This is a genomic window from Mesorhizobium sp. P2_F5, assembly GCF_056403715.1.
Genome location: NZ_JBFUEY010000015.1, coordinates 15,546 through 28,231 on the forward strand (window position 1 = coordinate 15,546; position 12,686 = coordinate 28,231).

Annotated in this window: 9 protein-coding genes; 5 read left to right on the plus strand and 4 right to left on the minus strand. The window is 62.0% G+C overall.

Features of this window, described 5'->3' with window-relative positions:
- The first annotated feature begins 41 nt into the window (after positions 1-41).
- A complete protein-coding gene (locus AC1DYO_RS20245) occupies positions 42-2,366 on the plus strand; it encodes an NADP-dependent malic enzyme (RefSeq protein ID WP_477266281.1) in 2,325 nt (774 codons plus the stop codon).
- Positions 2,367-2,371: 5 nt separating this feature from the next.
- Here the strand turns inward: AC1DYO_RS20245 and AC1DYO_RS20250 are convergent, their stop codons facing one another.
- Positions 2,372-2,989, minus strand: coding sequence for a DUF1287 domain-containing protein (locus AC1DYO_RS20250; protein WP_477266283.1), 618 nt, complete (start codon positions 2,987-2,989; stop codon positions 2,372-2,374).
- A 203-nt stretch (positions 2,990-3,192) separates the two neighbouring features.
- Between AC1DYO_RS20250 and AC1DYO_RS20255 the strand changes: the two genes are divergently transcribed.
- A complete protein-coding gene (locus AC1DYO_RS20255; RefSeq protein WP_477266285.1) occupies positions 3,193-4,392 on the plus strand; it encodes a DUF2865 domain-containing protein in 1,200 nt (399 codons plus the stop codon).
- On the opposite strand, the gene gltX is transcribed toward AC1DYO_RS20255, so the two are convergent.
- The gene (gltX, locus tag AC1DYO_RS20260; protein ID WP_477266287.1) at positions 4,310-5,683 is read right to left on the minus strand and encodes a glutamate--tRNA ligase; all 1,374 of its coding nucleotides are present in this window, start codon (positions 5,681-5,683) and stop codon (positions 4,310-4,312) included. The two genes, AC1DYO_RS20255 and gltX, sit on opposite strands and share 83 nt — an antisense overlap.
- A gap of 170 nt (positions 5,684-5,853) precedes the next feature.
- Entirely contained in the window at positions 5,854-6,384 is a 531-nt protein-coding gene (locus AC1DYO_RS20265; protein ID WP_477266289.1) for a dihydrofolate reductase family protein, read from the minus strand.
- Positions 6,385-7,148: 764 nt separating this feature from the next.
- On the opposite strand from AC1DYO_RS20265, the gene AC1DYO_RS20270 reads away from it, so the two are divergent.
- Genes AC1DYO_RS20270 through AC1DYO_RS20280 form a run of 3 tightly spaced genes read left to right on the plus strand, consistent with a single transcriptional unit; the run spans position 7,149 to position 11,964 of the window.
- Positions 7,149-10,934, plus strand: coding sequence for a vitamin B12-dependent ribonucleotide reductase (locus AC1DYO_RS20270; RefSeq protein ID WP_477266291.1), 3,786 nt, complete (start codon positions 7,149-7,151; stop codon positions 10,932-10,934).
- A 14-nt stretch (positions 10,935-10,948) separates the two neighbouring features.
- Positions 10,949-11,254, plus strand: coding sequence for a helix-turn-helix domain-containing protein (locus AC1DYO_RS20275; protein ID WP_155929804.1), 306 nt, complete (start codon positions 10,949-10,951; stop codon positions 11,252-11,254).
- Positions 11,251-11,964, plus strand: a complete 714-nt coding sequence (locus tag AC1DYO_RS20280) for an ImmA/IrrE family metallo-endopeptidase (RefSeq protein WP_477266293.1) — start codon at positions 11,251-11,253, stop codon at positions 11,962-11,964. The genes AC1DYO_RS20275 and AC1DYO_RS20280 overlap by 4 nt, the downstream gene beginning before the upstream one ends.
- 110 nt (positions 11,965-12,074) lie before the next feature.
- Here the strand turns inward: AC1DYO_RS20280 and AC1DYO_RS20285 are convergent, their stop codons facing one another.
- Entirely contained in the window at positions 12,075-12,686 is a 612-nt protein-coding gene (locus AC1DYO_RS20285; protein ID WP_477266295.1) for a hypothetical protein, read from the minus strand.

The window sequence follows — 12,686 nt, forward strand, 5'->3', positions numbered from 1 at the left end:
CTAAAAAGACTCTGATATAGCAGTTTCGAGGGAGCGGCCGCATGGAAGGCGAGAACAAGAAAACGGCACGTTCGGACCTCGACGAAGCCGCCCTCTACTTCCACAAGCATCCAAGACCGGGAAAGCTCGAGATCCAGGCAACCAAGCCGCTCGGCAACCAGCGCGACCTGGCGCTGGCCTATTCGCCAGGCGTCGCAGCCCCCTGCCTTGAAATCCGCGACAATCCGGCGACCGCGGCCGACTATACGGCGCGCGCCAATCTGGTCGGCGTCGTCTCCAACGGCTCGGCGGTGCTCGGCCTCGGCAATATCGGCCCGCTGGCTTCGAAGCCGGTGATGGAAGGCAAGGCGGTGCTGTTCAAGAAATTCGCCGGCATCGACGTCTTCGACATCGAGATCGATGCGCCGGGGATAGAGCGCATGGTCGAGACGATCTCGGCGCTGGAGCCAACCTTCGGCGGCATCAATCTCGAGGACATCAAGGCGCCGGAATGTTTTGAGGTCGAGGCGCAGCTGAAGGCGCGCATGGGCATTCCGGTGTTTCACGACGACCAGCATGGCACCGCCATCATCGTCGCCGCCGCCGTGCTCAACGGGCTGGAATTCGCCGGCAAGACCATTTCCGACATCAAGATCGTCACGTCAGGTGCGGGCGCGGCCGCCCTCGCCTGCCTCAACCTTCTGGTCTCGCTCGGCGCCAAGGTCGAGAACATCTGGGTCACCGACCGCTTCGGCGTCGCCTACAAGGGCCGCACCGACGAGATGGACCGCTGGAAAGACCCCTATGTGAAGGATACCGAGGCACGCACGCTGGCCGATGTGATCCCTGGCGCCGATGTGTTCCTCGGTCTGTCGGCCGCCGGCGTGCTGAAGCCGGAACTGCTCCAGCACATGGCACCGAAGCCGCTGATCCTGGCGCTGGCCAACCCCAATCCCGAGATCATGCCGGAGACGGCGCGGGCTGCCCGGCCGGACGCCATGATCTGCACCGGCCGTTCGGATTTTCCCAATCAGGTCAACAACGTACTGTGCTTTCCTTATATCTTCCGTGGTGCGCTGGACTGCGGCGCCAGCGCCATCAACGAGGAGATGAAGATGGCGGCGGTCAGAGCGATCGCCGCGCTAGCCCGCGAAGAGCCTTCGGATGTCGCCGCGCGCGCTTATTCCGGGGAGACGCCGATCTTCGGTCCCGATTTCCTTATCCCCTCGCCCTTCGACCCGCGCCTGATCCTGCGCATTGCACCGGCGGTTGCAAAGGCTGCCTGCGACACCGGCGTCGCGACCCGGCCGATCACCGACTTCGCCGCCTATATCGACCAGCTCAACCGCTTCGTCTTCCGCTCCGGCCTGGTGATGAAGCCGGTGTTTTCCTCGGCCAAGGCGTCGACCGCCAAGCGCGTCATCTACGCCGACGGCGAGGACGAGCGCGTGCTGCGCGCAGCCCAGGTGGTGCTGGAGGAAGGCATCGCCGAGCCGATCCTGATCGGCCGCCCGCATGTCATCGAGGTCAGGCTGAAGCGCTACGGCCTGCGCATCAAGCCGGGCGTCGATTTCGGCCTGATCAACCCCGAGGACGATCCGCGCTATCGCAACTATGTCGATCTGCTTATCGAACTCGCCGGCCGCCGCGGCGTCACGACAGAAGCCGCGCGCACCATGGTGCGCACCGACAATACGGTGATTGCGGCGCTGGCGTTGAAGCGCGGCGACGCCGACGCCATGATCTGCGGCCTCGAAGGCCGTTTCGAGCGGCATCTGCGCAATGTGACGCTGGTCATCGGCGCTCGCCCGGGCGTCAAGGACCGCGATCTGTCGACGCTGTCGATGCTGATCTCGCAGCGCGGCATCATCTTCCTCACCGACACCCATGTCTCGGTCGATCCGACGGCGGAGGAAATCGCCGAAATGACCATTCTCGCGGCGGAGGAAATCCAGCGCTTCGGCATCGAGCCGAAGGCGGCACTCTTGTCGCATTCGGATTTCGGCTCGCGCGATTCACCGAGCGCCCTGAAGATGCGCCAGGCGGCGGCGATCCTGGCGCGGGTTGCGCCCGACCTGCAATGCGACGGCGAGATGCATGCCGACACGGCTTTGTCGGAGCATCTGCGCCAGCGCGTCTATCCACATTCGCGGTTGAAGGGCGAAGCCAATCTGCTGGTGTTCCCGAACCTCGACTCCGCCAACATCACGCTGTCTGCGCTGCGGACAATGATGGATGCGCTGCATGTCGGCCCGATCCTGCTCGGCACCGACAAGCCGGCGCATATTCTGACGCCATCGGTGACCTCGCGCGGCGTCGTCAACATGACGGCGCTGGCGGTGGTCGAGGCGGCACACAAGGCGCAGGCGGTGGTCGATTTTGGCTGACGCAGTCAGGCCGGCGCGAAGCGGTAATGGCCGGTCTGCCTGAAGGTGAAAAGCGTATCCTCTTCGCGGGCACCCGCGCCGATATTGTGGATAACCAGCGCTCGTTCCGGCACCTCCGCCGAGCGTTTGGATGAAACGATGACGATGTGCGGCAGGTTGCCGGGCAGCATCTGGGTGACGAGATCGCCCGGCTGAAGGTCGGCAGGATCCTCGCTTACGGTCAGGGAAACACCCTTGCGCCCGAAAAAGGCGGCAAGGTTGCCGACCCGTCGGTGGTCGATGTTGCGGTCGGTCGTTTTCAGGCCCCAGGTCTTGGGATAGGCCGCGAAATTGGCTGCCATATCCTCATGAACCAGCTTCTGCAGGTCGAGCCCGAAGGCGCTGCGATAGGCGCGCACGATGACATCCGTGCACACGCCCCGATCCGGTGCGACATCGCCGCCGGGATAGCCGAGGCGGACATAGGTCGGGTCGTAGAGGATGGTGACGCCGATCTGCTCACGCGCGGCTTCGACCAGTTTGCTGCGCCAGTCCGGCGCGGCCGATGCCTCCTGCGCGAGCGCGGGCGTAGCCAGGCACAACAAACCGAATTGCAGCGAGGTTCGACGGCTAATCGTGGTCATACCAGGTCCCCGGACATTGCTGGATCGAGGGATAGTTCCGGGGCGATTGCGCCTTTTTCATGCAGCGGTGAGATCGCGCAGTTGCCGCTCTATCCGAACACCTCTTGCACCGCGTCTATGGGCTAAGACCATCTTTGGTTGTAGATTGAGGGAACGGTTAACCGCGAATCCGGTAGACAGGCAGGCAAGCGGGGTTTCGGGCAATGACGGGCGGAAGGTGGAGGCTGACGCATTTGGCTGCGCTGCTTGGCGCGCTTGTGCTTTCGGCCGTCGCCACCACCGAGCCGCAAGCCGCTTCGCGCGTCTGCCGGCAGCTGGAAGCTGAGCTTGCTTCTTCATCCAATGGCGGCGGCCAGTCCGGCATGGTGCGGAAATATGACAAGGCCATCGCCCGCCAGCTCGAACAGCTATCAAAGGTGCGCGGTCGTGCGAGCGATGCGAATTGCGGGTTTTCGCTGTTTTCGCGCAATGTCAGCCAATGTGCTGCGCTGAACAGCAGCATCGATCGCATGAACGCCAATCTCGATGCTCTGCAAGCCAAACGCGCCCAGCTTGCCGGTGGCGGCTCGCGGCGCGACCGCAGCCGCATCCTGGCCGCGCTCGACGCCAATGGCTGCCGCGACGAGCCCGCGCCGCGCCAGCAGGAGCCGCTGCAGGAAGCCAACCGCGAACCCGACGACGGCAATCTGTTCGACCAGCTTTTCGGCGGCAACCAGCAGATCGACACGCTCGATCAGCCCGACGATCCCGGCGAGGAGCGCAATGTGCGCCGCGTGCTCAACCAGCCCGGCGTGCCGGATTTCCCGACGGTCGGCGGCGAGTTCCACACGAGTTGTGTGCGCACCTGCGACGGCTATTTCTTCCCGATGTCGAATTCGGCCTCGCTCGGCGATTTCGAGCGTGACCAGAAGAACTGCGAATCGAGCTGCCCCGGCACCGAGATGCAAGTGTTCTATTCGCGCGGCATGGACGACGATTCGGCCAACATGACGTCGTCGGTGACCGGCAGGCCCTATAGCGAATTGCCGACTGCCTATCTCTACAAACAACCCAATATGTCGCGGCCACTGGCCTGTGGTTGCAATGCGCAGGCCGGAAATTTCGAGATCATCGGCGGCAACCCGCCACCGCCCGAACAATCGCAGCCCGATACCGACACGACGCCGTTCGTCCCCGTGCCGGTCGCCAAGCCCGATCCGGGCGCCGATCCGGAGACGCTCGCCAACATGCAAGGCGGGCTCGACAGCGCCGCCATCAAGCGCCTTGCCGTCAAGCCGGTGGTGTCGCCGGTATCGCTGATCCCGCCGGACCAGCGCAAGGTCAGGGTCGTCGGGCCAGCGTTCCTTCCCGACCCAGCAGCGGCAATAGATCTGCAAGCTCCGGCCCGGAAGCAAGTCCGGTAAGCGTCAGCCTGAGCGGCATGAACAGCGCCTTGCCCTTGCGGCCGCTGGCTTCCCTGACCCTGGCCGTCCAGTCCTTCCAGACGGTGGCGGTCCATGGCTCTTCCGGCAACAGGTCGAAGGCCTGCTGCAGGAAGTCGCGGTCTTCGTCGGAAAATTCCGGCGCCGGCTGCGGCCCTTCTGCAAGGATCCGCCACCAGGCAACCGCGTCGCTCAGCCGGTCGATATTGCCGCGCACCGCCATCCAGAAAGGCTCGGCCTTGTCGCCGGAGATGCCGAGCACAATCAGCCGGTCCTGCGCCTCGGAAAACGGCATATGGTGCATGAGCGCGCGGTTGAGCACGAACAGCTCGTCCGGGTCGAATTTTGCCGCCGATTTCGACGTTGCGGCCGGATCGAAGCGTTCGGCCAGAGCCGGCATGTCATGCATCGCCGCGACATTTTCCGAGGTGCCGACAAGCACGGCCAGCGAAGCGACCGCCATGGGTTCGATGCCGTCCTCGCGCAGGCTTTCGATCGACAGCGCGCCGGTGCGCTTCGACAGCCCCTCGCCCGAAGCCGTGGTCAGCAGATTATGGTGGCCGAAGACCGGCGGCTCGGCGCCCAGCGCCTTGAACAGCGCGATCTGCACGCCGGTGTTGGTGACGTGGTCGTCGCCGCGGATGACGTGGCTGACGCCCATCTCGATGTCGTCGACCACCGAAGGCAGCGTGTAGAGATAGGTGCCGTCCTCGCGCCGCAGCACCGGATCGGACAGCGAGGCGAGATCAACGGTTTCCTCGCCGCGCACCAGATCGCTCCAGTGGACTTCGGTGCGCTCCGGCTGAAGCGGATCGCTGGTGAAATTGGGCAGCAGAAAGCGCCAGTGCGGCCGGCGGCCGTCCGACCGGTATTCGGCGATCTGTTGCTGCGAAAGCGTCAGTGCCTCGCGGCCATAGACCGGCGGCAGGCCGCGCGTGCGGCGCACTTTGCGGCGCAGGTCGAGCTCTTCAGGGGTTTCGTAGCAGGGATAGAGCACGCCTGCCGCCTGCAGCCGTTCAACCACCTCGTCGTAAGCTTCGAAGCGCCGCGACTGATATTCGGTGGCGTCGGGGAAAATCCCCAGCCAGTGCAGATCGTAGAGGATGGCGTCGGAAAATTCCTGCTTCGAGCGCGCAATGTCGGTGTCGTCGAAGCGCTGGATGAACCGGCCCTTGTTGTTCATGGCAAACAGCCAGTTGAACAAGGCGGTGCGGGCATTGCCGATATGAATGCGGCCGGTTGGTGAGGGGGCAAAACGGACGGTAACTGTCATGGGCGGGGCGTAACGGATGCTCTTAGAATTGACAAGACGCGCCCCCGCGCGACGCCAAAGACATAATGCACGCCAGCTAAAATGAAAAGGCCGCAAAAGGACGGCCGGCAGCCCGTTCACCTGACCCCGACTGATCGCGCCGGCGCGGGCAGTCGGGAGGGGTTGCGTGATTATGCAGGAACGTACGTCAACCTGACTGTATCCTCGCCAATTCGATCGCTGGCCAAAAGGCGAAGCGGTGGCCGCGGGCCGGCGAAGAATGGCTTGCCGCGGCCAAGCACGACGGGGTGGAGGTAGAGCCGATACTCATCAATGAGACCGAAGTCGGTCAGGCTTCGGGCCAAGTCTGGTCCGGAAATCGCAATCTCACCAACCAGCTGAGCCTTCAGCCCGCGGATTGTCCCCTCGATGTCATCTCTGACAAGCGTGGCGTTCGGTCCGACTGACTTCAACGAGCGCGACACGACCCACTTTGGTTGGTTGCGCCACGCTGCCGCGAACTCACGTTGCTCTTCGCTCCACTCAGGAAGGTCGTCGTCCCAATATCGCATGATCTCATACATGCGGCGGCCGTACACGCTGCCCGTCAGGCTGCGCACATGCTCTATCCAGTGATGAAAGATTGCGACGGCGGACGGGATTTCCAGGTGGTCGACGTAGCCATCCAGGGACTGGTTCATTCCAAAGACGAGCTTGGCCATGCTGCAAAGTCTCCATCCCGCGGGGGTCAGCGTCTATCCGCCATGAACTACCCCTCGCCGCGACGCCCCCAAGTGCATCCGCCTGTCGTGGCGTCAAGTTTTTTTCTGGGCTGGCTGACGATCGAGCGCGGAACTGGCCTGTCCAGCCCGCAAGCCGGGCGAAAGCCGGCTTTGGAATCGGGTCCAAGCGAATTCGGCGCAGACCGTTTTCTGTCCCCGTTATCCACATATGTGACACACAAGATGTTGGGGTCACAAAAGCTACGCAAACGAATCCTTGACGACGCAAACCGAGTCGCCTTTTATGTGCCATGTGCTCTTGTTGAGGGCGCGACCGGAGAGTTCAGAGCCCGGTCTTTTTTCCCGGATTTTGTGCGTTTTTGCCCAGATTTCCGCCTGTTTACGAGGCTGGCGGAAGCGTTGGGATCGTGGGGCTTGGGGTGACGAAAGGGAGAATTGTCGGACTGGAAAAAATCATCTGTTAACACTATATTTAGTGTTTGCAGGCAGTCTCGACGCTAGATAGTGTGAACCTCCCTCGAGCGAGGGAATCGATCAAAGTTTCAGTTGAGGACCCGCAAGGGTCGGTCTGCAGCCCGGGCAAGCGCTTGGTAAGGCGTATTGCTGTCTGCATGCCGGCACCTGCGAAAAGGAGAGTGCCGGCGTTGCTCGCAATGCCGGCAAACGGCGGACTGCGTTTTTCAGCTTGTGGGGCAGAAATCCCTGGGGAAAAGCGCTATATATAGACAAAAGGGACCGGACCAATGCGCATCGAGCGTCGTTTCACCAAGCAAGGGCAATCGGCTTACGCGGAGATCGAATTCCGCAAGGCGCTTTCGGAGATCAAGAATCCGGATGGCTCGGTGGTGTTCCGTCTCGATAACATCGATGTGCCGGTGCAGTTCTCCCAGGTTGCCGCCGACATTTTGGCGCAGAAGTACTTTCGCAAGGCCGGTGTGCCCGCGCGCCTGAAGAAGGTCGAAGAGAACGACGTTCCCTCCTTCCTGTGGCGCTCCGTCGCCGACGAGGCCGAGCTGGCCAAGCTGCCGGAAGCCGAGCGCTACGGCTCCGAGATCGACGCCCGCCAGGTCTTCGACCGTCTTGCCGGCACCTGGACCTACTGGGGCTACAAGGGCGGCTACTTCAAGTCGGAAGACGACGCCCTCGCCTTCCGCGACGAGCTCGCCTACATGCTGGCCACCCAGCGCGTCGCGCCGAATTCGCCGCAATGGTTCAACACCGGCCTGCACTGGGCCTATGGCATCGACGGTCCGAGCCAGGGCCACTTCTATGTCGACCCGTTCACCGGCAAGCTGACCAAGTCGAAATCGTCCTACGAGCATCCGCAGCCGCATGCCTGCTTCATCCAGGGCGTGCAGGACGATCTCGTCAATGAAGGCGGCATCATGGACCTGTGGGTGCGTGAAGCGCGCCTGTTCAAATACGGCTCGGGCACCGGCTCCAACTTCTCGCTGCTGCGCGGCGAAGGCGAAAAGCTGTCGGGCGGCGGCCGCTCGTCCGGCCTGATGAGCTTCCTCAAGATCGGCGATCGCGCGGCGGGCGCCATCAAGTCGGGCGGCACGACGCGCCGCGCGGCAAAAATGGTCATTGTCGACGCCGACCACCCCGATATCGAGGAATTCATCGACTGGAAGGTCAATGAAGAGCAGAAGGTCGCCTCGCTGGTGACCGGCTCCAAGATCGTCAAGAAGCATCTCGAAGCGATCATGAAGGCCTGCATCAACTGCGAAGGCCACGACGACGACTGCTTCGATCCGTCGATCAACACCGCGCTGAAGCGCGAGATCAAGGCGGCCAAGAAGTCGGCCGTGCCGGAGAACTACATCTACCGCGTCATCCAGTTCGCCAAGCAGGGCTACACTTCGATGTCGTTCAAGACCTACGACACCGACTGGGATTCCGACGCCTACCTCACCGTCTCCGGCCAGAACTCCAACAATTCGGTGTCGCTGAAGGACAATTTCCTGCGCGCCGTCGAGGACGATGCCGACTGGCACCTGACCGCCCGCAAGGACGGCAAGGTGTTGAAGACGCTGAAGGCACGCGACCTCTGGGAAAAGATCGGCTACGCCGCCTGGGCGTCCGCGGATCCGGGCCTGCATTTCAATACGACGATGAACGACTGGCACACCTGCGCTTCGGCCGGTGCGATCCGGGCCTCCAACCCGTGCTCGGAATACATGTTCCTTGACGATACGGCTTGCAACCTCGCCTCGATCAACCTTTTGCCCTACCGCAATGCCGACGGCACGATCGATATCGCAGCCTATGAGCACACGGTGCGGCTGTGGACAGTCGTTCTCGAAATCTCGGTGATGATGGCGCAGTTCCCGTCGAAGGAGATCGCCAAGCAGTCCTACGAATACCGCACACTCGGCCTCGGCTACGCCAACATTGGCGGCCTGCTGATGACCTCGGGCATCCCCTATGACTCCGACGAGGGCCGCGCCATCTGCGCCGCACTCACCGCAATCATGACCGGCGTCGCCTATGCCACGTCGGCCGAGATGGCGTCGGAACTCGGCGCCTTCGCCGACTACGACCGCAACGCGCAGAACATGCTGCGCGTCATGCGCAACCATCGCCGCGCCGCCTACGGTGAAAAGGGCGGCTACGAGAAGCTCGCCGTCAATCCGGTGCCGCTGGTCGCTTCCGACCTCAAGCAGCAGGAACTGGCCGCGCACGCCAAGGCTGCCTGGGACCGCGCCATCGAGCTCGGCGAAGAGCATGGCTACCGCAATGCGCAGGCAACCGTGATTGCGCCGACTGGCACGATCGGCCTGGTCATGGATTGCGACACCACCGGCATCGAGCCCGACTTCGCCCTGGTGAAGTTCAAGAAGCTCGCCGGCGGCGGCTATTTCAAGATCATCAACCGCGCCGTGCCGGAAGCGCTGCGCACGCTCGGCTATTCCGAGAGCCAGCTTGCCGAGATCGAGGCCTATGCGGTCGGTCACGGCAACATGAACCAGGCGCCGGCGGTCAATCCCGGCTCGCTCAAGGCCAAGGGTTTTACCGATGACAAGATCGCCGCGCTCAACGCGGCGCTGAAGTCGGCCTTCGACATCAAGTTCGTCTTCAACCAGTGGACGCTCGGCGCCGAGTGGGTGAAGGAGACGTTTGGCTTCACCGACGAGCAGCTCAACGATTTCTCGTTCGAGATGCTGCCGGCGCTGGGCTTCTCGAAGAAGGACATCGAGGCCGCCAACATCCATGTCTGCGGTGCGATGACGCTGGAAGGCGCTCCCTTCCTCAAGGCCGAGCACCTGGCGGTGTTCGACTGCGCCAGCCCGTGCGGCAAGATCGGCAAGCGCTCGCTTTCGATCAACAGCCACATCCAGATGATGGCGGCAGCGCAGCCCTTCATTTCCGGCGCCATCTCCAAGACCATCAACATGCCCAACGATGCGACGGTGGAAGACGCCAAGGGCGCCTACATGCTGTCGTGGAAGCTGGCGCTGAAGGCCAACGCGCTCTACCGCGATGGCTCGAAGCTGTCGCAGCCGCTCAATGCCTCGCTGCTCGCCGATGGCGAGGAGGACGAGGACGACATGGTCGAGCAGCTGATCCAGGCCCCGGCGGCTGCGCGTGCGGCGCAGATCACCGAGCGGATCGTCGAGCGCATCATCGAGCGCGTGTCGCGCGAGCAGGAGAAGCTGCCGGGACGCCGCAAGGGTTATACGCAGAAGGCCAAGATCGGTGGCAACACTATCTTCCTGCGCACCGGCGAATATGACGATGGCCGTCTCGGCGAGATCTTCATCGACATGAACAAGGAAGGCGCAACCCTGCGCGGCCTTCTCAACAACTTCGCCATCGCCATCTCGCTCGGCCTGCAATACGGCGTGCCGCTCGACGAATATGTGCACGCCTTCACCTTCACCAAGTTCGAGCCGGCCGGCATGGTGCAGGGCAACGACGCGATCAAGAGCGCGACGTCGATCCTCGACTACGTGTTCCGTGAGCTCGCCATCTCCTATCTCGGCCGCAACGACCTCGCCCATGTCGACCAGTCGGACTTTTCCAACACGGCACTGGGACGCGGCATCAGCGAAGGCAAGACGGACGCGGTCTCCAAGGGCCTGACCCGTGGCGCCTCGCCGGTGAAGCTAGTGTCGCGGGTGACCGGCAGCGAGCCGAAGGGCTTTGCCGGCGCCGGCACCCCTGCCCGCTCGGCACCCACGGCCTTCTCCGGCTCCAATGTGCTGGCGCTGAAGCCGGCCAGCGACGAGGCGGTCGCCTACAAGCGCGACTATGAGGAGCGGGCCAAGGAATTGGCCGAGGACATGGCCTTCGAGGAAGTGGTGGATGCGGCGTCCAGCGCCACCGACGCCACCGCGGCGCTGTTCACCGACGCAGCGGCCAATGAAGCGGCTGAAGCAAAGAAACTCGCCGCCGATCGCCGCGCCAAGTCGCTGCTGCAAGGCTACACCGGCAATTCCTGCTCCGAGTGCCAGAACTTTACCATGGTGCGGAACGGGACCTGCGAGAAGTGCGATACGTGCGGCGCCACGAGCGGGTGCAGCTGAGAAGGAGCACCGAAATGGCTACAACAAAAGTTGTGGCGTCGAATGACCACTACCAGCTTACGCCCTTTGGACAGCTATGTACCGAAGGGCGTACAGCCATGACAATGACCCGACCTGAAATGGCAAAACTGGTAAATACGAGTCCCCGTGATATTTCTCTTATGGAGAGTGGCCAAAAGATACCCCCTGCGCACTATGTCGTGCTGGCGATGGGAGTTCTCGGCTTAGATCTCGAAGAGGTCGAAGCAGCACTTGCGGCCCAAGACCCGACTTACAGGCTTACGCGCGTTTCGCAGCCACGATACGGTGATGTGCGATGAAAAACGTCTATGTCGCCAAAGGAGCCTCTCTCCACCAAATCAATCGTTTGGCAGAGACAATTCGGACGTCTGCGTTTGGGCCTGGCGAAGGAGAACTGGATATAATTCGATATCTGGAAATCGACCTACCTAAGATTTTTCCAGGGCTTTATCTCTTCATAGAAGACGATGTAACGATGGGCTCGCGGCGCGCCTTCATTTCTGAAGATCCGCTGGGGATCGTTGTATCCGAGAGCATCTATGAGGCCGCCGCAAATAGGTCGGCGTTCGCTATGGAAGTTCTCCTTCATGAGGTTGGGCACCTGTTTCTACATCACAGGTATGCAGCGCTTGGCCTGAACAACGCTGACGCAGTATATAGCGACAGTGTCAGAAATACTCCCCTACCTAACAGCGCAGAATGGCAAGCAACAGCTTTTGCTCTTTGCTTCCTTTATCCGTATTCCTTTTGCAAAAAATACAAATCAGCAAACGAAATTCGAAAGTCATTTAAATTGACTGAGAAGCAGTCTATTAGAATTAGTCGGCACTTGAGTCGGCTTAAAGTACGGAAAAATGACAACGTTGCGTCCAATGATGGCAATTGGATCAAAGCTGTAATTTCCGAACTCCCAAAAAGGGCTTCGTTGGAACGGACTCCGGACCCCCTCGGTCAACTCTCGTTATTTTTTAACGGCAAGCAATCACAGCGCAGCTCGCTCAACGCATAGATATTTACGCTGCATGGACGGCATCCGCCGCTGCTGCGCGGCTATACAGGCAATACTGCTGTAGAAGCATAAAGGCAGACCTTCCGATCCAATCAATCAGGTCTCAGCGCCTACTCTGCCGGCAGCACCCTCAGCGTCTGCTCGTCGAACAAAGGCTCGTCCTGCCCCACCCGGACGAACAGCAGCTTGTGCGCCTCACCCGCCGGCACCTCGAAATACTGGATGCCGTCCGGCATTTCGCCCCAGTCGCCGCAGGGCGGTTCGGGAACCTCGTCATTGGCGAGCGCTTTCAGCTCTTTCGCGTAGGCGGCGTCGGGGCTGAATGTGTAGCGTTTGACGCCGGTGGGCACGCTGCCCTCGGTGTAGGGCGCCAGCACGCAGCGGGCGCTGACGGCCTTGTCGGTCTTTTCCAGCAACAGGCGAAGCACTGCGGCCTCGGCGGTTTCGCCTGATTTGATGTCGAACAGCTCGACCAACGGATCGGGCGCGCCGCCATCGCTGTATTTGATGGCGAGCGCGTTGCCGACGAATTCGAAATGGATCTGGCGGAAGCCGAAATCGCAGCGCTGCACCCAGGCGGCCAGGCCGACCGTCTTGTCGGCCAGTTTTTCCCAGGCGCATTTGTCGATCGGCGGGCGCGATGGCGCCAGCTCGTCCGCATGCGCGGCGGCTGATATCGCCGCGGATGCAAACAGCGCGCTGATCCAGACAGTCGACCTCAT